At 64.0% G+C, this 19,611-nt stretch carries 21 protein-coding genes and 1 tRNA gene; 13 read left to right on the forward strand and 9 right to left on the reverse strand.

Translation table 11 applies throughout. The annotated features are described in order from the left end of the window. Positions 1-123: 123 nt before the first annotated feature. The gene (locus ACX80J_RS05060) at positions 124-549 is read left to right on the forward strand and encodes an ArsR/SmtB family transcription factor (protein WP_459343971.1); all 426 of its coding nucleotides are present in this window, start codon (positions 124-126) and stop codon (positions 547-549) included. A gap of 110 nt (positions 550-659) precedes the next feature. On the opposite strand, the gene ACX80J_RS05065 is transcribed toward ACX80J_RS05060, so the two are convergent. Next, the gene (locus ACX80J_RS05065; protein ID WP_459343972.1) at positions 660-1,229 is read right to left on the reverse strand and encodes a dihydrofolate reductase family protein; all 570 of its coding nucleotides are present in this window, start codon (positions 1,227-1,229) and stop codon (positions 660-662) included. Positions 1,230-1,380: 151 nt separating this feature from the next. After that, positions 1,381-2,313, reverse strand: coding sequence for an NADP-dependent oxidoreductase (locus tag ACX80J_RS05070; protein WP_459347078.1), 933 nt, complete (start codon positions 2,311-2,313; stop codon positions 1,381-1,383). A gap of 103 nt (positions 2,314-2,416) precedes the next feature. Between ACX80J_RS05070 and ACX80J_RS05075 the strand changes: the two genes are divergently transcribed. Continuing rightward, positions 2,417-2,911, forward strand: coding sequence for a MarR family winged helix-turn-helix transcriptional regulator (locus ACX80J_RS05075; protein ID WP_459347079.1), 495 nt, complete (start codon positions 2,417-2,419; stop codon positions 2,909-2,911). 181 nt (positions 2,912-3,092) lie between these two features. Next, entirely contained in the window at positions 3,093-3,887 is a 795-nt protein-coding gene (locus ACX80J_RS05080; protein ID WP_459343975.1) for a DUF2382 domain-containing protein, read from the forward strand. A 215-nt stretch (positions 3,888-4,102) separates the two neighbouring features. On the opposite strand, the gene ACX80J_RS05085 is transcribed toward ACX80J_RS05080, so the two are convergent. Next, positions 4,103-4,684, reverse strand: coding sequence for a TetR/AcrR family transcriptional regulator (locus ACX80J_RS05085; RefSeq protein ID WP_459347080.1), 582 nt, complete (start codon positions 4,682-4,684; stop codon positions 4,103-4,105). Positions 4,685-4,745: 61 nt separating this feature from the next. Here ACX80J_RS05085 and ACX80J_RS05090 point away from each other — a divergent pair, with 61 nt between their 5' ends. Beyond that, positions 4,746-5,624 carry an oxidoreductase gene (locus ACX80J_RS05090; RefSeq protein WP_459343977.1) on the forward strand — a complete coding sequence of 293 codons (879 nt, stop codon included), beginning with the start codon at positions 4,746-4,748 and terminating at the stop codon, positions 5,622-5,624. A gap of 178 nt (positions 5,625-5,802) precedes the next feature. Here the strand turns inward: ACX80J_RS05090 and ACX80J_RS05095 are convergent, their stop codons facing one another. Next, complete coding sequence (locus tag ACX80J_RS05095; protein ID WP_459343978.1) at positions 5,803-6,267, reverse strand: SRPBCC family protein; 465 nt, start codon at positions 6,265-6,267, stop codon at positions 5,803-5,805. A gap of 316 nt (positions 6,268-6,583) precedes the next feature. On the opposite strand from ACX80J_RS05095, the gene ACX80J_RS05100 reads away from it, so the two are divergent. Further along, positions 6,584-7,462 carry a universal stress protein gene (locus ACX80J_RS05100; protein WP_459347081.1) on the forward strand — a complete coding sequence of 293 codons (879 nt, stop codon included), beginning with the start codon at positions 6,584-6,586 and terminating at the stop codon, positions 7,460-7,462. A 639-nt stretch (positions 7,463-8,101) separates the two neighbouring features. Here ACX80J_RS05100 and ACX80J_RS05105 read toward each other — a convergent pair. Next, entirely contained in the window at positions 8,102-8,533 is a 432-nt protein-coding gene (locus ACX80J_RS05105; protein WP_459347082.1) for an SRPBCC domain-containing protein, read from the reverse strand. Between the two features lie 625 nt (positions 8,534-9,158). Continuing rightward, positions 9,159-9,584, reverse strand: coding sequence for an ester cyclase (locus ACX80J_RS05110; protein ID WP_459347083.1), 426 nt, complete (start codon positions 9,582-9,584; stop codon positions 9,159-9,161). 196 nt (positions 9,585-9,780) lie between these two features. Between ACX80J_RS05110 and ACX80J_RS05115 the strand changes: the two genes are divergently transcribed. Continuing rightward, positions 9,781-10,068 (forward strand): VOC family protein, encoded by a 288-nt coding sequence (locus ACX80J_RS05115; protein ID WP_459347084.1) that lies wholly within the window; start codon positions 9,781-9,783, stop codon positions 10,066-10,068. A gap of 68 nt (positions 10,069-10,136) precedes the next feature. On the opposite strand, the gene aztA is transcribed toward ACX80J_RS05115, so the two are convergent. Beyond that, positions 10,137-10,904, reverse strand: coding sequence for a zinc ABC transporter ATP-binding protein AztA (gene aztA, locus ACX80J_RS05120; protein ID WP_459347085.1), 768 nt, complete (start codon positions 10,902-10,904; stop codon positions 10,137-10,139). Between the two features lie 152 nt (positions 10,905-11,056). On the opposite strand from aztA, the gene aztB reads away from it, so the two are divergent. The 5 genes from aztB (at position 11,057) to ACX80J_RS05145 (ending at position 17,100) form a co-directional block, all read left to right on the forward strand. Continuing rightward, positions 11,057-11,992: a zinc ABC transporter permease AztB gene (aztB, locus tag ACX80J_RS05125; RefSeq protein WP_459347086.1), complete on the forward strand. Its 936-nt coding sequence runs from the start codon at positions 11,057-11,059 to the stop codon at positions 11,990-11,992. Then, positions 11,979-13,256, forward strand: a complete 1,278-nt coding sequence (locus tag ACX80J_RS05130; RefSeq protein ID WP_459347087.1) for an ABC transporter — start codon at positions 11,979-11,981, stop codon at positions 13,254-13,256. Before aztB ends, ACX80J_RS05130 begins: the two co-directional genes overlap by 14 nt. Then, positions 13,253-14,170 carry a zinc ABC transporter substrate-binding protein AztC gene (aztC, locus tag ACX80J_RS05135; protein WP_459343985.1) on the forward strand — a complete coding sequence of 306 codons (918 nt, stop codon included), beginning with the start codon at positions 13,253-13,255 and terminating at the stop codon, positions 14,168-14,170. The genes ACX80J_RS05130 and aztC overlap by 4 nt, the downstream gene beginning before the upstream one ends. A 25-nt stretch (positions 14,171-14,195) precedes the next feature. Continuing rightward, complete coding sequence (gene aztD, locus ACX80J_RS05140; protein ID WP_459343986.1) at positions 14,196-15,452, forward strand: zinc metallochaperone AztD; 1,257 nt, start codon at positions 14,196-14,198, stop codon at positions 15,450-15,452. A 757-nt stretch (positions 15,453-16,209) separates the two neighbouring features. Further along, entirely contained in the window at positions 16,210-17,100 is an 891-nt protein-coding gene (locus tag ACX80J_RS05145) for a S1 family peptidase (protein WP_459347088.1), read from the forward strand. A gap of 156 nt (positions 17,101-17,256) precedes the next feature. On the opposite strand, the gene ACX80J_RS05150 is transcribed toward ACX80J_RS05145, so the two are convergent. After that, positions 17,257-17,330 (reverse strand) — tRNA-Met (locus ACX80J_RS05150). A gap of 223 nt (positions 17,331-17,553) precedes the next feature. Here ACX80J_RS05150 and ACX80J_RS05155 point away from each other — a divergent pair. After that, positions 17,554-17,847, forward strand: coding sequence for a DUF4287 domain-containing protein (locus ACX80J_RS05155; RefSeq protein WP_459343988.1), 294 nt, complete (start codon positions 17,554-17,556; stop codon positions 17,845-17,847). Between the two features lie 171 nt (positions 17,848-18,018). On the opposite strand, the gene ACX80J_RS05160 is transcribed toward ACX80J_RS05155, so the two are convergent. Then, positions 18,019-19,059: an ANTAR domain-containing protein gene (locus ACX80J_RS05160; protein WP_459347089.1), complete on the reverse strand. Its 1,041-nt coding sequence runs from the start codon at positions 19,057-19,059 to the stop codon at positions 18,019-18,021. 186 nt (positions 19,060-19,245) lie between these two features. Between ACX80J_RS05160 and ACX80J_RS05165 the strand changes: the two genes are divergently transcribed. Next, positions 19,246-19,596 (forward strand): histone-like nucleoid-structuring protein Lsr2, encoded by a 351-nt coding sequence (locus ACX80J_RS05165; RefSeq protein WP_459343990.1) that lies wholly within the window; start codon positions 19,246-19,248, stop codon positions 19,594-19,596. Positions 19,597-19,611 lie beyond the last annotated feature (15 nt).

The raw sequence follows: 19,611 nt of genomic DNA on the forward strand, positions 1-19,611 counted from the left end.
ACCAGCACAGTGGTCAGGACGATGGCCTGAACGGTGATGTGGAGAAGAAGTACACCGTGCGGACATCGGTGTTCGGTCTGAGGTACCGGTACGAGCCGGGCGACAAGGGGGGCGAGGAACATCATGAACACAGCACCGGCTGACCCGCCGACGGGTCCTGCCGCCGCCCTTCATCCGGTGATCGAGGAGGACACCGACCAGTTCCGTCAGGTGGCGCCGAGCCTTGTCCACCCCGTCGAGCCGGATGCTCAGCGCCTCGAAGCGGGTGCGTCGACCTTCCGGATGCTTTCCGATCCCACCCGCCTGCACATCCTGTGGATCCTCACCCAGGGGCCCGCGGACGTCGGGACGATGGTCGCCGCGACCGGGGCGAACCGCACCGCGGTCAGCCAGCATCTGGCCAAACTCCGTCTCTCCGGGCTCGTCTCGACCCGCAAGGACGCCCGCAACGTCATCTACAGCATCATCGACGGACACCTCACCCGGCTCATCCTCGAAGGGATGAACCACGCGGACCACCGCGTGACCGGCGAACCCACCCACGAATAAGACAGAACGAGGCGCGACACGGCCGCCGGCTGTCGCCAGGTGTTGGCAGTCGGTGCCGTGTTGCCTGCTTACCTGCTGGCGGCGTCCTCGAGGTGCAGGTAACAATTGCCTCACCCTGTTTCGGGTGTGGGCCGGTATCGCAGGGCTACTGCCCCCGATTGGAACTGGTGGCTGTTCACGAACTCGAGCTGGACGTGTTCGCGCAGACCGGCGAGTAACGTCGGCCCGTGTCCGGCAAGAACCGGCTGCACCAGGAATTCGTACTCGTCGATCAGTCCCAGATCGGCCAACGCGAGGGGGAGCGTCACGCCGCCGACCCACAGGCTCTTGCCTGGCTCCTGCTTGAGCCGCTGAACCGCTGGCCCCAGGTCACCTCCCACGAGCTCGGCATTCCAATCGACCCCGCTCAGCGTGCTCGACACGACGTGCTTTTTCGCCCCATCGATGGCCTCGGCGAACGGAATCTCCAATTCACCCATCCACGCGGGCCACGCGCCCGTGGCCGGCCGCCGCCACGCCGACTCCATCATCTCGTACGTCACCCGACCGAATAACAGGGCATCGGCTCGCTTCATCTCCGCGGTCCAGTAACGCATCGACTCCTCATTGGGAGGGAGCCCCGCCTCATGGTGACAGCAGCCATCGAGCGTGACGTTGATGGAGTATCGGAGTTGTCTCATCTGGTTGCCCTCCCTTACTACGCGCAGCGCGTGTTCACCGGACAGTATTCACACAATCGTCGGCGATCAATGGTCGCCATATGCGTTGGCCTGGCGGAGTGGAGTGGGTCGGTAGGCCTTCTTCTCTGGTGATTTTGGTGCTTGTGGTGGTTCAGGCCGGGGTGATGATGACTTTCCCGGTGATGCGGCCGGCGCCGGCTTCGGCGTGGAGGGCGGGCAGTTCCGGGAGTGTGATCCTGCGGGTCACCTCGACGGTGAGCGCGCCGTCGTCGACGAGGGCTACCAGCTGCGCAAGGCGGCCCTGGTTGCGCAGGACGAACACCGTCTTTGCCTGGACACCTCGGGTGTCGTCGCCAGGGGTGGCCATGAACGCTGTGGTGCTAACCACCACGCCGCCGTCGAGCACGGCGGCGACGTACGCGGCGAATTGTGCCGGATCGATCGGAGCGAGGTTCAGCAGCACGTCGACCTGCCCCTCCAGGGCGCCGAGCAGGTCAGTGTCCGTGTGGTCGATGATCTGGTCCGCGCCGGCAGCGCGGACGGCCTCGATGCTGCGCGGGCTGGCCGTCGCGACCACCTGCACGCCTGCCCGCTTCGCGAGCTGGATGGCGTACTTGCCCACGACGCCACCGGCACCGACTATGAGCACGCGCTGACCCGCCTGAAGTCCGCCCTCGTCGAACAATGCCTGCCACGCCGTCAAAGCCACCGACGGCAACGCCGCAGCATCGGTCAGCGGAATACTCGTCGGGGCTGCGACAACGGCATCCGTGGGCGCTACGACATACTCGGCCGCTCCGCCGTCGCGTTCCATCGGTAGGAAGGCGATCACCGGGTCGCCGATCGTGAAACCGTCGACGCTCTCGCCGACCGCGTCGATGGTACCCGAGACGTCGTACCCGGGTACGTGGGGCAGCGTGATCGGAATCGGCAGGAAACCGGCCCGCATGCCGCCGTCCGCCGCGCTGTACGCCGACGCCGCAACACGCAACCGCACCTCCCCCGCAGCCGGAACAGGCTGCTCGATCTCGAGGTACTGGAGGACCTCGGGTCCGCCGACTTCCTGGAACTGGATTGCCTTCATGGTCTTACCCTTCGACTGGTGATTCGACTAGTGCTTCGAGTTCGAAGCAGATACGAAGAGCCTACACCACTTCGACTTCGAAGCAACCCCTTATGATCGAGTGATGACTGAACAGCCAGCTGCCCTGACGCCGACGCAACTGAGCGCGTACTTCGCCTTCACGGAGGTCAGCAGCCTGCTGCGCCCCGCAGTCGAAAAGCAGCTCCGCGACGTCGGCGCCCTGAGCTACGTCCAGTTCCAGCTCCTGGCACGCCTGGGCGACGCCGCCGACGGCCACCTGCGCATGACCGACCTCGCCGATGGGGTGGTCTACAGCCGCAGCGGTCTGACCTATCAGGCCCAATCGCTCGAGGAACGTGGTCTGATCACCCGTTCTCCCTCACCCGACGATGAACGCAGCACCATCGTGACCATCACCGATGCCGGCAGGGACGTCCTCCAGGCGGTATTCCCCGGGCACATCGGCGCCGTCCGCAACCTCCTCTTCGCTCCTCTCAGCGACGACGACGCCGGCGATCTCGCGCGCATCCTCGGCCGCGTCAGCGCACACCTTCGAGCGGCCCCACCCCGCTCAGCCACCCGACGCCGAAAGGCATAGCTCCTTTGGAAGTAGGGCGGAGACATAACCAGGAGCAGCACAGCTGGCGTGCGTCGGAAACCTGAAGCCGACGCGACCTGACAGTAAGCCTGCTTGCTATCAGGTGTCGTTCGTGCCTAGGGTGGAGAGAAGCCCTCAGCGGCTTGGATAGTGAACGCCCGGCAACAGCGAAGGAGAGATCATGATCAGCAATGACAACCTCGACCAGCTCACCACGGGTAAGGGAACGGTTTACACCACCGACGGTGAGAAGCTCGGCTCCATCGGCGAACTCTACGTCGACGACACCACCGGTCAGCCCAGCTGGGTGACCGTGAACACCGGATTGTTCGGCACCAAGGAGACGTTCGTACCCCTTCAGGACGCCTCCATCGACGGTAACGACCTCCGCGTGCCGTACGACAAGGCCCTGGTGAAGGCAGCACCCTCCGTGGAGCGCGACGGCCACCTCAGTCCCACAGAGGAGGAAGAGCTGTACCGGCACTACAGCGTCCACGGCACCGCCACGGACACGGAGACGACCGGTCAGGCGACGACCGGCACAACTGCCGGTACTGCCGGCACTCGTGATGCTGTCGGTCATGACACCTCGGGCCCGACCACGGACGAGGCCATGACGCGGTCGAAGGAAGAACTGCGCGTCGGCACCGAGAAGCGTGAGGTCGGACGGGCGCGTCTGCGCAAGCATGTCGTGACGGAGAACGTGAGCACCACGGTTCCCGTCAGCCACGAGGAGGTCCGGGTGGAACGCGAACCCATCACGGACGCGAACCGCGACAACGCCTACGACGGTCCCGCGATCAGCGAGGAGGAACACGAAGTGGTCCTCACCGCAGAACGACCCGTCGTCGAGAAGGAAGCCGTCCCGGTCGAGCGTGTCCGCCTCGACAAGGAGACCGTCACCGAACAGCACACCGTCAACGAACAGGTCCGTGAGGAACGCATCGACACGGACACCGATGGAACCACCCGCTAACCGATTGGAACCTGGGGAGCGAACGCCCCAGCGTTAGCAGGAAGAGTAGAAGTAGCAGGCGCCCTGGACGGGGGCGCCTGCTACTTTTGCATCACGGCTCATATCCGCCCCGAGTGCACGAGGGCATGAGGGTGGCCGGTTTCGCCGACCCAGGGAATCGTAGAAGTGCTGCGTCGGCACCTTCTGTTCCCTGTCTGGCAGAGCGGCGGTGAGCGTCATTGATTCCGCTGGTTCAGCTGCTCCTGGATCGCAGGGAGCAGCACGGTCACAGCGGTGTCTATTACTTCGTCCACTTGATCTGGTGCGAGGCGGCCAGTGTGGGCCAGTGAGCTGATTCCCTCTAGCGTGCCGGCGAGGAGGAACGGGAGTGGGCCTGGCCTGCCACGGCCAGTCTCGCCGAGCATTTCGGCTCCCTGGATGAAGAATCTGCTGGCCGCCCGCGCTGCGGGCGAGTCTGCCAACCGCGGAGTGCCCGCGAACATCAGCTCCATCAGCGGCCCGTTTTCGAGGGCGAACCGAACATGAGCGTGCGCGTAGTCACTCAGCCGCTCCCGGAAATCCTCATGGTACTGCGCTGTACTGAGGGCAGTGGTGAGTTCATTGAACCCTTCGGCTGCAATGACGTCCAAGAGCGCATCCCGGTCTCTGAAATGGCGTAACGGTGCGCTGTGGCTGACCCCGGCCCGCTTGGCGAGCCCCCGTATCGTGATTGCTTGAGGCCCCTCCTCCATCAGCAGCTGCCGACCCTCAGCGATGAGGACCTCGCGGAGCGAACCATGGTGATAGGGAGTAGGCACCTCTCGAGCCTACCTAATGTAGACATTGACAACAATGTATACGGCGCCTACATTTGCGGTCATGACGAACCTACCTTCCGCCGGCGACCTGGCTGGCCGCACCATTCTCATCACTGGAGCGACGAGCGGCATCGGCAAGGCCACCGCGGTCGCAGTCGCTGCCCGAGGTGCCCGCGTAGTTCTTGCCGTCCGCAACACGGACAAGGGCCGCAGAGTAGCGGCGCATCTGCCCGGGGCAGCAGGCTTTCATGTCGTGCGGGAACTTGATCTGGCACATCTGGACTCGGTGCGCCGATTCGCTGACGAGTCGACGGAGCAGATCGATGTGCTGGTCAATAACGCCGGAGTGTCCGAGTCGGCGCTGCACCGCACGAGGGACGGGTTCGAAAGCCAGTTCGGCACCAACCACCTTGGACACTTCCTTTTGACAACTCTTCTTCTGCCCCAGATCACCTCGCGCGTGGTGACCGTGTCCTCGCAAGCGGAGCGGATGGGTCGCTTGAATCTGGAGGACCTCAACTGGCACAGCCGCGCGTACGCCGGTGGTCGCGCCTACGCGGACTCGAAGCTGGCGAACCTGATGTTCACCCTCGAGCTCGCGCGCCGTCTGTCGGAAGCAGGCTCGCCCGTCCGAGCTATCGCAGCGCACCCCGGGCTTGTGGTGACTCCGATCTACGACAGGCCCACCGGAGAGAAGCCAGGGCTGTGGGACCTTCTGCTCCCGGTCCTCGGCCAGAGCCCCGACCAGGGAGCCCTCCCGGTGCTCTACGCAATCACGGAGGACCTGCCGAGCGGCACGTTCACCGGACCGGAACACATGTTCCACATGCGCGGTGGTGCCCAGGTCATCAACAGCTCCGCTGCCGCGAAAGACACCACTCGCCTGGCCGACCTGTGGACGGCGTCCGAGAAATTGACCTGCATCGCGACCACACGGTGACTATGAATGCTCCCAGCGCCGGCACTGCTCCCGCCCGTATCCGCGTGTTGTTTCGAACCCCTACCGCGGAGGGACGTGCACTTCGGCATCCCCGTCGCGACCGCGTGCAAGGATGACGGCGGCCGGCCCCTGAAGAGTCGGGAACCGGCCGTCGTCGTACTACTCGTAGTGGGCGGGCTCAGGCTTCTGACACCTGCGCTGCAAGATTGGCCAGCGTCGACTCCAGGGCGTCCTGGGACACTTCGGGGAAACTCAGCTTCTTCAGGGTCTCCTTGTCGGTGACGCCGGACCAGTCGTACGTGACGGACACCTCGGTTGAACCGGGACCGGCCGTCTCGAACCGCCACACCCATTCCCAACCGGGAGGCTCCTCCCCCGCGGGCGCGGTCTTCCAGGCGATCAGCTTGTTCTCGTCATAACCCACTACGTGGTTGTCCGTCTGGTAGTCGCCGCCCATCTTGTCCCAGTTCTGGTTCATGGTGAACGTCTGGCCGACGCCGGTGATGCGGTCGGACTTGCTGTCCGACTGCACCATCCCGGAACCATCCAGGGCCGCGTGGTGGGCCGGGTTGGAAAGGAAGGTGAAGATGGCGTCGGCCGGTGCATCGATCGTGCGGCTGGCGGAAATGCTTGTGTCGTTCATCGAGCGTTCTCCTTCGGGTTATGGGCGACGGGTTTTACTTCGCGTCGTCCGGCGAAGATTCGTCAGGGACCGAGCCCGTACCCGACTCTAGGTCCTTGCCGTGTCGCGGGTGTACTGTTTCGCGCCCTGCCGTTGGTCCTGCCGGAAGCGGGCCTGTTCCACTCGACCCTGAACCCCGCCGATCACCGAGGCGTGGAAGGCTGGCCTGCTGGGATGTGAACAAGCAGGGTGCACACTGGGGGTACCTGGCTGTTATCGGACGCGGCACGTCAAATCTCACATGGGCACTGCAGCTACCCGGCATAGGAGTACCAGCATGAACACCACCAGCACCCCCGCAAAACCCATCATCGTAGGATACGACGGTTCGGAGGGATCCCAGCTGGCAGTGCGCTGGGCAGCCCGGCACGCATCAGTGACCGGACACCCCCTGATCGTCGTTCACTGCTCGGTGTGGCCGCTGCTCACGAACAACCTGGGCCCCGTAACAGGCGTCAAGGACAGCGGACTGCAACACCAGGCGGAAACAACTGCCACCGAAGGTCTCGAGCTCGCCCTCACCACAGCACCTGGCATCGAAGCCAGCAAACGCCTTCTCACCGGCTTCCCTGCAGAGACTCTGACCAGGCTTTCGGCAGACGCATCCCTGTTGGTCACCGGCACCCGCGGGCTCGGTGGTTTCGCAGGCCTCCTCGTAGGATCCGTCAGCCTGCACCTGGCGGCCAGCGCCTCCTGCGCCATCATGGTCGTCCGCAATGACCAGCCCACCCACGAGATCATCCTCGCCGCCGTGGATGGATCACCTGAAAGCGACCGCGCGGTCCTGGCAGCCGCACGCCTGGCTGCAACGCTTCACCAGCCCCTTCATCTCCTGCACGCACTCCCCCACCGACGACACATGCTCGACAGAGTCATCGAACCGGCAGTCCAGGACACTGACGACGCTGCCGCCTCGGCCGAGCGTGACCCCGTCATCCAACAGGCACTGAATCTGCTTCCAGCTGACACCGGCCTCACCATCGCCGACGCAACCATCACGGCCGTATCGGTACCAGGGGCGATCATCGATCATGCCCGTACCACGTCCTACGTCGTCCTCGGCGCCAAAGGCCGCAACACCATCGGTGCCCGCCTCGGATCCACCGTCCACGCCGTCCTTCACCACTCCCCAACAAACGTCCTCATCGTCCGCTGACACCTACCACCCCCAGTACCTGACCTACGCACGAGGATCTCGAGGACGTAAAGCTCGGGAACGATGGGCCCCCCAGAGTCGGGTAGATCCCACCGCACATCGATCAAGCCGGACCCTCACACACCGTTCATCGGACAGTCCCCGAGTAGACCTGAGAAGCCCCTTTTGAGGGCTGGCACTAGGGGCGGGGCCTTATGGGATGGGTGTGGCGGTACTTTGCGATGTGAAGAGAGAGTTTTCGTTCTGTCTCCTGGCGACGCTCACCCTGCCGCCACAGCCCCGTGCTTATGGGAACAATTCTTCCCTGACCGGGACCGTCCCGGCCGGTGCGCTCCTGTCGCGTCGCTGCTGATGCTGATGGAGGGTTAGTTGAACCGCGGAGGTGCGTTGCACTCATCATGATTCCTCTGGTTCAGAACACCGAGAAGCGGTGGCCTGTCTGCCCTCATACTCGCTGACATGACCGTCCTCGGCTAGGGTCTTCAGCCGTGACATCGTGAATGAAGCCAAGGGCGGACGCGCCGCCGACCGGATCCAGAGCTCTAACAGCGAAAGGGCCTCTCAACCCCTGCTCGGCCAAGATGCGGATATCCCAACCATCAAGCTTCTTGCAGACCGGTCCCTGCCCGGGACTATCGTTCATACCCTTTCGGCGATTGTCTTCACGCTCGCAACGAGAGCGTCCCACATGCCTTTCGCGTGCTGCGCTTCATCGGGGCTTGCGTTGTTGTCCTGCGATAGCGTCAGCTGCGTCATGCCTGTCGTGCCTTCCAGGGTCCACGTGAGCGTGTGGTAGTTCTCGGGCTTATCCTCCTGGCGGCTCAGCGGGCTGTAGTGGGTCATCACCAGCCGCCGTCCGTGTGCACACGCGAGAATCGTGCCTTTGTCCTCATATGGCGCGCCTTCCCACACGCCGCGCCAGAGGATCGGGCCTCCAACCTTCCACTCGGTGGCAACGTTCGTGCCGAACATGAACTCCTTGATAGCCTCAGGATCGGTCAACACCGCCCACACGCGGCTTGTCGACGCCTCGATCAAGACCGTCGACGTGGCGACATATCCTTCACTCATCCGTTTTCCCTCCTCCCGGTGATCAGCTTGCAATCGCAACACCTTCCACGAGGCTACGCCCCGAAAAAATGCACAGTGGAGACGCCCGTATCCGCACCCACCACTGGTGTGGTCAGCGTGACGCTGTCCTCATGCGGTTGGGGTGGCGCCCAGGAGACGACAAAGGTTGCCTGTAGCACTAAAGGAGCTGTCAGGTGTGGCGGCGTACCGTGGGCAGTGTCATTTCGCAGAGAGCGCTGAATTTCCCTTTTGACGGTCGCGTCCCGGGTTTTCCGAGCGTTGCTGGTTCTGCACGTTCGCACAGATCGGGGCTCTGATGAGCAACCCATCCCTGTCTTTCGCTGCATCCATCCACTCCCATGGGGCATCGGGACCAATCCTTCAGCTCATCGCGGCCAAGGAGTGGCATGGGGGAGAAAGTCGCATCTCCAAGCCCTCAACACTCGCGGCCCACTGCCTCCAACAATCCGTCCGACCGAGGGTCTCGCCAACTGCCCGCTGGAGAAGCCCCGGCTGAGGAACTGCCGCGTTCAGGGAGGTAGGCGGTGAGGTGCAGGCCAGGGGTGGAGTTGTTGGAGAAGACATCGTCAACACCCCGAGGAGAGGGATCCAGTACATCGTCTCCCTATGGAGGAGGCTCCAAGCGGGCATTCAAACTCATTGCAGCGCCAAAAAGGTCTGCGGCGCCCCACCATTCAACCGCCGCCCCGTCCCTGAACCGAACAAGGTGCATGGCGGTAAGGGCTACCGGCCTGCCGGTACCGGGTAGACCGAGGAACTCCCCTGTGTGCGTTCCGGTCCACAGCACCCGGCCGGCGATCTTGTCGCCTTCAACCACTGTGTCAGAGATGGTTCCCGTCATATCGGGAAAGGCAGCATGCATGCTGTGCATCCAGAAAATGAAGCCCTCACGCCCTTCGGGCTGACCGGGCACGGGCATGTGGTCGACCACATCAGCAGAGATCAAACCCTCCAGCGCAACGGCATCACCAGCGCCGACCGCAGAGATGATCCCTTCATATACTCCTCGCAAGCCTGAACCGTCTGGCATTGCGGCTCCTCATACTCTGCCCCGGGCTGCTTACCGGCCACCTCTTGCCAGTGTGAGGCGGTGACTATGGGTAGGCAAGTGTCCGCTTCCTCTCATCGAAGGATCCTTTAATGAGAGGAAGCTCGCGGCTGCAGCCGCACACACGAGGAAACCAACGCAGCCCGTATCCCACGCTGACGAGCCCGCGGGTGAGAGCGTGCCTGATGATGTCGATTGGCTCGTTCTCACTGATGGACAGGGCAACCGCAGGCTCGCTTTTCAGCAGGTTGATCATTTGAAGCGGACCACATGGCCCTTGCCTGATGTGCCGATGCAGATGCACCTCGATCTGACCGTTCCCGACCGGGAAACACTCGCGTATCACCATTCCCAGGCGCTGGCATTGGGGGCAGAGCTCCGCGTCGATCGTACGGATGACCCGAACGAGCCGTTATACGTCTACGCCGATCCGGCCGGTCATCCGTTCTGCATCTTCGTAGCCTGAAGCGACCATGACGTCCGCTCGTCCGTCGAAGGATCCTTCGGCGCGGCGCGGTGCGGCGCAATCGGCTTTCATCTACCGCCGCTTACCCCCTCTGCATCACCATCGCAATTGTCGTTGTTCGTCAGCGCCCAAGAGCAATGACTCTTGGCCTCGTCTGTTCGGGCTGTGCATGAAGCAACAGAGATACCGGACATGCGGGATGTATCGGGCGTGCTGGGGTCAGGTGGGATGCGGCCAGCGTCGAGGGTGATGATGTGGTCGGCTGCGGCGAGGGTTGTGTCGTCGTGTGACACGCAGACAACGGTTGCTCCTCGTGCCTGCTCCGCGATCAGAACGTCTGCCACGAGGGCCCGAGTGGTGGCATCCAGGCCGGTGGTGGGCTCATCGAGAAGGACGATGTCCGCGCGCTGCGCTAGTCCTTGAGCCAGGAAGGCACGTTGTCGCTGCCCTCCCGAGAGGGCATCAAGGGGCCGGCTCTGGTGACCGGCCAAACCGACGAGGTCGATGCACTCGTCGATGATGCGGCGATCCTCGGCGTGTAGGCGTCGAAGCATACCCGCTGTGGACCAGCGACCCATGGTCACGACGTCGCGAACGGTGAGCGGCATCCGGTCGGACACCTCGCTGCGCTGGACGACAAGAGCCCTGCGCGCGTTCCTGGGCGTCGATACCGCTCCACGGCGGGGTGCCAGCACCCCGGCCAGCACTGCCAGCAGCGTGGATTTCCCCGCCCCGTTAGGTCCGGCGATGACTGTGACGGCACCAGGTTGGATCGACACACTGACGCCGCACAGGACATCGACTCCATCGTGATCGAACCATACGTCCGTCAGCACCAGAGGCTCACTCCTACCTTCGCCCGAGTTGGATAGGGGCAGGCTGGATCTGCCGGAATGCTGCTGAGGCGGGAAGGAGACGCATCGAGCCGATAACATCCCTCGAAACTATCACGTTGAGAACGATACTCATTTAAGTTTAGGGTTGCCCGGTGCACCTGTTCCTGGATCCCTTCTCCACCGACTTCATGCTGCGAGCCCTCGTCGGCGGCTCGCTGTGTGCCGCTATCTGCGCCGTCGTCGGGACCTGGGTCGTGATCCGTGGGATGGCTTTCCTCGGGGAGGCGATGGCGCACGGCATGCTGCCCGGCGTCGCCCTCGCGACGCTTGCCGGCGTGCCCGTCATTGTGGGGGCAGCCTTCAGTGCCGTGCTGATGAGTCTCGGCGTCAGTTTCCTCGCTCGGCGGGGCCGCCTCTCCCATGACACGAGCATCGGTCTGTTCTTCGTCGGCATGCTCGCCGCGGGGGTCATCATCATCTCCCACTCCCGCAGCTTCGCCACGGACGCCACCGCCATCCTCTTCGGTGACGTCCTTTCCGTCGGGTCAGGTGAAGTCCAGCTCCTTGTGGGCGCACTGATCCTTACGGTGCTGATCGCCGCGGGTTTCCACCGTTCCTTCGTCGCCCTCGCCTTCGACCGCCGCGTCGCTCATGTCATGGGCCTGCGGCCACGCCTGGCCCAGGTGCTGCTTGTGGGCCTGGTGACCCTGGCCGTCGTCGCGTCCTATCAGGCGGTCGGTGCGCTGCTGGTCATCGGGCTGCTCCTGGCGCCCGCTGTTGCCGCCGCGGCATGGACCACCCGTATCCCGACGACCATGGGCCTCGCGACCCTCATCGGCGCCTTCTCGGTTCTCCTCGGGCTCCTGACCTCCTGGCACTACGGGACCGCGGCCGGCGCATCGATCGCCCTCGCCGCCATCACCTGCGCCGCCGTGTCGAACATCATCCGCGGCATGACCCGCCGTCGCACCACCTCAGCCAACAGATCCACTGTCAGCTCGTCCGACAGCCCCCTGGAGACCCTCGATCGTTCCGCCGGTCCGGAACCGGCACATCCACCACAGAAAGCCCTTCGTGCGAACGCCTAAAACCCTTCTGCTCTCCCTCCCCCTGCTTACCCTGACCCTCGCTTCCTGCTCCACGGCCAATCCGTCCGAGCCCGCCGCGGACACGGCGAGCGGCTCTTTCACCGCTTCCAGCTCTGCTCCGGCCGAGATCGGCGACGGTCACGGAAGACTCGAGGGCTCCACGGAAGTCGCCGAACCCCAGCTCCACCTGATGACCCTGGACATCGACGGACACATCGACCTCCTCAACCTGGCCGACGAGACGACCACCACTGTCGGCGACGTCCCGGACGTCAGTGCCACCTCGACCGACGGGAGGTACCTCTTCGCGTCCTCTGCGACCACGGGCACCATGACGATCGTCGACAGCGGCATGTGGACCTGGGACCACGAGGACCACTTCCACTACTACAACGGAGAACCCAGAATCATCGGCGCCGTCGAGGGCGAAGGCGAAGCCGTCGTCTCCTCCGGCTCCTCTGCCACGGCCGTCTACTTCCCGGACAGCGGCAAAGGCACCGTGCTGGACAACGACGCCCTCGCGAAGGGAGAGCTCGATGTCCGCGCTGAGCTGTCCGTCGAGCCTCACCCCGGGATGCTCGTCCCCCTCTCGGACCTCACTCTCCTGACCCGACCCGGCACCGAGGGAACGACGACGGCTTCGGTGCAGGCGTACGGCAGGGGCGGGGAACCGATCGACGGTGCGACCGCGGACTGCGTGGATGCCCGCGGCACGATCACCACATCCGTTGGCGCCGTGATCGGGTGCGATGACGGCGCCCTGCTCGCAACGCTCGACGGCGACACGGTCGTGTACGAGCGCATCCCCTACCCTGCAGCGGCGGACGCCCCGAAGGCTACGGAGTTCCGGGCCCGGGAGGGCCGCCCTACAGTCGCCGCCGTCGCGGGCGAGCAGGGCGCGTGGTTGCTGGACACCCGGGAACGCACCTGGCAGTTCATCCCGTCAGAGGTCCCGCTGCTCCAGGTTTCCGCGGTGGATGACCGGGAAGGACACGTCGTCGCCCTCGGTGCCGACGGCCGTGTGCTTGTCATGTCGGCCGAAACCGGCGGAACGATCACCGCCACCGAACCGCTCCTGCCGCAAACCCTCGCCGACCCCGGACTCCTGGCCGGGGTCGAGCTGACCCTCGACCAGCAACGGGCCTACCTCAACGCCCCTGCCGAGCAGACCCTGGTCGAGATCGACTTCGCCGACAATGCCCGGATCGCCCGCACCTTCGACACCGACACCATCCCCGCGCATCTGGCGGAGGTCGGTCGATGACCCGAACACGACGGCACGTCGCTTCGGCTCTGGCCGCGATGGCACTCATCAGTGCCCCCGGTTGCGCTGCAGCCGGGGGCGACGGACCGCTCATCGTCGTCACCACCAATATCCTCGGCGACGTCGTCGAGAACGTCGTCGGGGACGAGGCCGAGGTCCGCGTCCTCATGCAACCCGATGCCGACCCGCACTCCTTCGAGGTCTCCGCACAGGACGGCGCCATGATGCGCGAAGCCGACCTGATCGTCAGCAACGGCCTCGGCCTCGAGGAGGGACTTCAGCAGCACATCGACAGCGCCCAGTCAGAGGGTGTTCCCCTTCTCGTCGCCGGCGAGATCATCGAACCCCTCGCCTACACGGAAGGCGAATCCGAAGGCGCACTGGACCCGCACTTCTGGACCGACCCGGCACTGATGGCCGACGTCGTCGACGCTCTGCAGGAGCAGGTCTCAGGGATGGACGGTATCGACCCTGACGCCATCGAAGCCTCATCCTCCACCTTTGAGTCAGAGCTCACCGAGCTCGATGCGGCCATGACCGACGCCTTCGCGACGATCCCGGCGGACCGGCGGAACCTCGTCACCAACCACCATGTCTTCGGTTACCTCGCCGATCGATACGATTTCCGGATCATCGGAGCCGTCATCCCGGGCGGTACCACCCTAGCCTCCCCCAGCGCCTCAGACCTCCGCGACCTCGTCGCAGCCATCGAGGAGGCGCAGGTGACCACGATTTTCGCCGAGTCCTCCCAACCCGACCGGCTCGTCCAGGTCCTCGCCGACGGCGCGAACATCGACGTCGACGTCGTCGAACTGTTCACCGAATCCCTCACAGACCCCGGTGAAGGTGCAGACACGTACCTCACCATGATGCGCACCAACGCCGAACGCATCGCCACCGGGCTCTCGCCCTGAGACCCCGAACGAAGAAAAGGAAATCATGACAGCAAATCTGCCCACGAAACGCAGGCGCCACCTCGCTCTCGCGGCGACCGTGGCCACCTCCACCCTGCTGGTAACGGCGTGTGGCTCCGCTCCGGAGCCGGCGTCGAACGCCACAGCTGCACCGGAAACGACCACCTCGGCCGCAGCAGCTGCGTCCCCCACCCCCCGCGTCGCCCTCACCTACGACGGCGGCGTCATGGTCCTCGACGGCACCACGATGGAACTCGAGGGCGACATGCCCATCGACGGCTTCACGCGCCTGAACCCCGCGGGCGACGGACGCCACGCCCTCGTCACCGTCCCGGAGGGCTTCCAGGTCCTCGACCTCGGCACGTGGACGGATTCCTCGGGGTCCCACCAGGCGGCACCGAAGCTCACCAACCTCAGGTTCGAGGCCGACACGGCGGGCCACGTGGTGCAGCACGGCGACAAGACCATCCTCTATGCGGACGGCACGAGCGACACCACCATCTACACCACCGACGACCTCCTCGAGGACCCGGACAGCCTCCCGGTCACCGAGGTCATCGAAGGCGAGGAAGCCCACCACGGTGTCTCGATCGTCCTCGAGGACGGCACCTTCCTCACCACAGTCGGGAACTCCGAGAGCCGCTCCGGCATCAAGGTCCTCGACGCCGACGGCAACGAGGTCGCCACGAACGACCAGTGCCCCTCCGTCCACGGCGAGGGCACGGCCATGAACGAGGTTGTCGTGTTCGGCTGCAGCGACGGCGCACTCGTCTACGACAACGGCGAGATCACCAAGATCGACGCCCCGGACGAATTCGGCCGCATGGGCAACGCGTACGTCAGCGAAACCAGCCCCATCATCGCCGGCGACTACAAGGACGATCCCGACCTCGAGGGCTACCTCCTGCACCAGCTCACGCTCATCGACACCGAGACCAGAACCATGGAGGTCATCGACCTCCCGGATGGCGTCGAGTACACCTTCCGCGACGTGGCCCGCGGACCGGACGACGAGATCCTCATCATCGCTTCGGACGGGGCCCTGCACAGCATCGACCCCGAGACCGGCGAGATCACCGACTCCACCCCCGTGATCGATGCCTGGGAAGGCCCCGCCGAGTGGCAGGATCCCCACCCCGCCATCAAGGTCGTCGGAGGCACCGCGTACATCACCGACCCCGCGGCGAGGAAGCTCCACGCCGTCGACATCGCCACCGGCGAGATCACGTCCTCGGACGAACTCCCTGGCGTACCCAACGAGATCGCCGCGATCGAAGGCTGAACCTCGCACGACTGATGGTGGAGCTGGCACCTTGGGGATGCCAGCTCCACCATCAGTCAGGCAAGACCCCTAGCAGCCTTGGGCCTGCGGCTCACGGCCAACCGCTTCGCCCAAACAACAGTGCCCCTCATCCTCGGGGTGGCATCCGTTCCCTTGGGCATGCCCGGGATCTTCTGCCTCGGTTCCCTGCTCCTCCTGGGATCCGCCTGCGCCATCGACAGAACCACCGGAACCGGCGATGGGAGGAAACTCTGATGCGGCGAGTGAAACCGTACGCTCATCTCTACCCGATCAGTTCTTCCTACCGGGTAGGGCGGAAGAACTGGATGGAATTGCAGCCCCGAGATCCTGTCACAGTCCAGGACGGGAAGAACTTTTCATAGGAAGCCGTCGTCGACGTTCTAGCCGAGGACTGCACAGTTGTTTGGGTACTCCCGCTGGGACGAGGTGATCGTCGCGCTTTCCACTGCAGCGACAACGTCGACATCGTTCTTAAGCCTCGTGGATCAAGGAACCGCGAACCAGGGCGGACCAAACGCAATCGATGAGAAGTTAGGGTCCAGGTTCAAGGTCAGAGCCACACCATCGTGCACGGAAGACTACGCTCTCGAGCGCTTGTAGCAGCCCCGAAAACGAGAGCCGACGGCCCGCCATGCCAGACGGTCGTCCAGCCTCGTTCTCACTCATTGACCCACCTCTCGACTGGGTTTACGGTGATCGCATCCAGACACCGTCGTCCTTGCTACCGGGAGGCATCATGCGCAAGACGTTCGTGCTGTTACTCGCTCTTTGTGCGGTTGTTTTCGGGCCCGCGGCCCCTGCCTCCGCCATCACCGGCAATTACGTCGAGGACAACGAGCATCCCTTCGTTGGCCTCGTCGTGTTCTATGACGAGAGCGGTGAGTTCACTCATCGCTGTTCGGGATCACTGTTGACCCCGACCGTATTCCTGACCGCCGGGCACTGCACCGACGAAGACACCGGCGCCGTCACCGCACGCGTGTACTTCCAGCAGGACGCCGGCGTGAACTACGATCCGGCGAACGAGCTCGACCCAGTGAGCGGCTACCCGGAGTTCTGCGCCGAGGGCACCCTCGGTGAGCTGTGCGCCACCTCCGATGAGCTTTACGACTACGGCTTCGAGGACTTCGCCGGGTTCCCGAACACGCACGACGTCGGCATCGTGATTCTGGACCAGCCGATCGAACTCGAGGAGTACGGCGCACTTGCCGTTGCCGGTTCGCTCGACCACCTGGCAACGCAGCGCGGTCGCCAGGACATCACGTTCACGGCGAGTGGCTATGGCCTCAGCTACAGCAGCCCTGTGGAGGTCGTCTCGTTTCGCGAGCGGCTCATGGCCCAGTCGAAGCTGACCAACTTGAACAGCGCGCTTACGGGCGGATTCAACCTGCAGACCACCGGCAATGGACAAGGCAGGGGTGGCACCTGCTCGGGTGACTCCGGCGGCCCCGTCTTCTACGGCGGCTTCGAGTCCAACGTCATCGTTGCCGTCACGTCGTTCGGTCTGAACGCCTACTGCAGGGGCACTGACTTCGCGTACCGCACCGACCAGACCGAGGTGATTGCCTGGATCAAATCGGTCGTGGGCGAAGACGAGTTCTCGCAAATTCAGTTCGTGGAGCTGTGAGGCGTAGTCCCACCTCACCGACGACCATAGGGACGGCCGGCAAGCTGTATGGAGGGCGGCCTAGCGCTCACTAGATGCCACCTATCCGTGCAGCAGACCCCGGCTTAATGAAGTTCGGGCACCTACTCACCACGATCGTGAGTAGGTGCCCTCTTGTTGCGGGGACAGGATTTGAACCTGTGACCTCTGGGTTATGAGCCCAGCGAGCTACCGAACTGCTCCACCCCGCGGCGCATGGACGACATTACGCACCGCAGGGTAGATACGCCAATCGGGGGCACCCCAGGACCTGGAGTGTTCTGAACCGCATCACCCATCTCCCCCCGGCCGGACCCGGTTTCTGCCCGCACGAGGGTCAATCGCGAGTAATCCTCACGAGGGCTGGCGTAGCTAGCTATACGCTAGCGAGCTCCCAGGGGATGCGGCACACTGGCCGGAAGAGAGGAGACATCCATGTCGTTCCAGGCCTACCTCGATGCGGTCGAGAAGAAGACGGGGCTTACCCCGCGCCAGTTGATCGAGATCGCCCATCAGCGCGGTATCGGTCCTGAGACCAAGGCAGGACCCATTCTGACCTGGCTGTCGGAAGAATACGGCCTTGGGCGAGGGCACGGTATGGCCATGGTGCACGTCATCAGGAAGGGCGACAGCATCGGTGGCAGACACGTCGGCACGGGAAGCACCCACAGCGACCCGAAAGACCACCTGTGGCTGGACGGTATCGCCACCAAGCCAGAGGGCTACTGAGCTGCCGAACCACCCGCCGACGGGCACCGAGGTGTCCCCCAACATGGAAAAACCCCTTGGGTGAGGGGCTCTCAACGTGTAATCCAGTCATGAAATGGACTGGATCAGCAGTAGTTCGGAATCGGGCGCCAACGGGACATGCGCGGTCTAGGAAGCCGAAGGTGCCCAGTATCAGTAGTCGAAGTGTGTGTTCACAGGTGCTGGCTGTCCGACGGATGCCAGGATGCTCGCCGCGAGGTCCCGCAGCTTGATGTTCCGGGTCGAGGACGCTGAGCGGAGGATGTCCATAGCCCGTTCATGACTGCACCTGTTCTGCGCCATGATCGCACCGGCAGCCAGGTCAATCATGGTGCGCGAACTCATCGCCGCTTCGAGGTTCCTCGTGGTATCAGTTAACTTCGCGATTCGGACTGCCAGGCGCAGCGACCTCGAAGCGTCCCGGGCGATACGCTCCGCCACCAGAATGCCCTTCTCGTCGAACGCGTCCGGTTCCGTGGAGTAGAAGTCCAGGCCGGCACTTGCGCCTTCATCGAGCCGAACAGGGACCCCCAGCGCCGAACGGACACCGTAGGAGGCAATAGCGTGTCGGTACTCGGGGAACTCGGTCTCTGTGAGGAAATCCCGGATATGGACGGTGTAGTCCTCACGTGCGGCGCGTAAGCAGGGTCCGTCATCGAAGCCGTACTGGACCTCGTCCATCTGGCGTGCCCTCTCGCTGCTGCTCGCAACAGTCACTTTTGAATGGGGGCGAAGGAGGGTGACGCCGCAGAACACCTCACCGTGCGCCCCGGAGAACGCAGCGGCAGCGACTTCGGTCAATCCCGTCAGGAAATCCTTGACGTCCTCACTGTCGAGGACCACATCCTGCAACACGGCAGCAAGCGGTTCCTCCTCGGCTTCCCGGCCTAGCTCTCGTTCATCAGGCATAAACAGGGACCCTACAGCAGACGAGAACCCGGGCAGCTGTCGACGGGCCGACGACGACCGCTCGTCGGAACTCTCGTCTGCGCCGACTTCAGCTGCTCCTCCAATGGACGACGGGAGCCGCCCGCCAACGAGATCCACCCGGATCCCGCCGCCGTCGTCCGGCGCCGAGTGGACGAAATGCGCGAGCGGACAAAGAAATTCCTTCTCCGGGTGCTGCAGCAGTAACCGATGCAGTTGCGGACACAATGTGCATGCATCATCGTGAAGGGCTGGGTTGCTCATCATTCACCGAGAACGTTGGACATCGCCCAATTCGGTGACCCCGGTCCCCGACAAGGATCAAAATAAGAACCCGACGTGAACTACGACCGATATCCGCCGGTGACAGACTGCGCGCTACAGAATTGCGCGGTACAGTCATGCCCTGGGGGTTCATCGGTTCGGTTTGAATAACTCAGGAGTATGAAGAAAATGGCGCAGCGCGTACAGGTGCAGCTTGTTGATGACCTCAACGGTGAAGAAGCCCAGGAAACAGTCCGGTTCGGCATCGATGGCACCGATTACGAAATCGACCTCACCACCGACAACGCCCAGGCGCTGCGCACGGCACTGGCTGAATACGTCGGCAGAGCCCGGAAAGCCAAGACCGACCGCAGGAACCAGGGCGGGCAGCAGGCCTCCTCGAACTCCACGTCATCGAGCCGGGTCAAGCGCGAGAACACCCAGCAGATACGCCAGTGGGCCCAGGACAACGGCCACAACCCCAGCGCACGCGGCAGGATCACCCAGTCGATCATCGACGCCTACAACGAAGCCCACTGAACCCACCCCTCATCG

Source organism: Arthrobacter rhamnosi (assembly GCF_054510975.1).

Excerpts from the sequence above, each read along its gene's own strand:
- ACX80J_RS05060 (WP_459343971.1), top strand. The coding sequence starts at position 124 with ATGAACACAGCACCGGCTGACCCGCCGACGGGTCCTGCCGCCGCCCTT.
- ACX80J_RS05065 (WP_459343972.1), bottom strand. The coding sequence starts at position 1,229 with ATGAGACAACTCCGATACTCCATCAACGTCACGCTCGATGGCTGCTGT.
- ACX80J_RS05070 (WP_459347078.1), bottom strand. The coding sequence starts at position 2,313 with ATGAAGGCAATCCAGTTCCAGGAAGTCGGCGGACCCGAGGTCCTCCAG.
- ACX80J_RS05075 (WP_459347079.1), top strand. The coding sequence starts at position 2,417 with ATGACTGAACAGCCAGCTGCCCTGACGCCGACGCAACTGAGCGCGTAC.
- ACX80J_RS05080 (WP_459343975.1), top strand. The coding sequence starts at position 3,093 with ATGATCAGCAATGACAACCTCGACCAGCTCACCACGGGTAAGGGAACG.
- ACX80J_RS05090 (WP_459343977.1), top strand. The coding sequence starts at position 4,746 with ATGACGAACCTACCTTCCGCCGGCGACCTGGCTGGCCGCACCATTCTC.
- ACX80J_RS05095 (WP_459343978.1), bottom strand. The coding sequence starts at position 6,267 with ATGAACGACACAAGCATTTCCGCCAGCCGCACGATCGATGCACCGGCC.
- ACX80J_RS05100 (WP_459347081.1), top strand. The coding sequence starts at position 6,584 with ATGAACACCACCAGCACCCCCGCAAAACCCATCATCGTAGGATACGAC.
- ACX80J_RS05105 (WP_459347082.1), bottom strand. The coding sequence starts at position 8,533 with ATGAGTGAAGGATATGTCGCCACGTCGACGGTCTTGATCGAGGCGTCG.
- ACX80J_RS05110 (WP_459347083.1), bottom strand. The coding sequence starts at position 9,584 with ATGCCAGACGGTTCAGGCTTGCGAGGAGTATATGAAGGGATCATCTCT.
- aztC (WP_459343985.1), top strand. The coding sequence starts at position 13,253 with ATGACCCGAACACGACGGCACGTCGCTTCGGCTCTGGCCGCGATGGCA.
- aztD (WP_459343986.1), top strand. The coding sequence starts at position 14,196 with ATGACAGCAAATCTGCCCACGAAACGCAGGCGCCACCTCGCTCTCGCG.
- ACX80J_RS05145 (WP_459347088.1), top strand. The coding sequence starts at position 16,210 with ATGCGCAAGACGTTCGTGCTGTTACTCGCTCTTTGTGCGGTTGTTTTC.
- ACX80J_RS05155 (WP_459343988.1), top strand. The coding sequence starts at position 17,554 with ATGTCGTTCCAGGCCTACCTCGATGCGGTCGAGAAGAAGACGGGGCTT.
- ACX80J_RS05160 (WP_459347089.1), bottom strand. The coding sequence starts at position 19,059 with ATGATGAGCAACCCAGCCCTTCACGATGATGCATGCACATTGTGTCCG.
- ACX80J_RS05165 (WP_459343990.1), top strand. The coding sequence starts at position 19,246 with ATGGCGCAGCGCGTACAGGTGCAGCTTGTTGATGACCTCAACGGTGAA.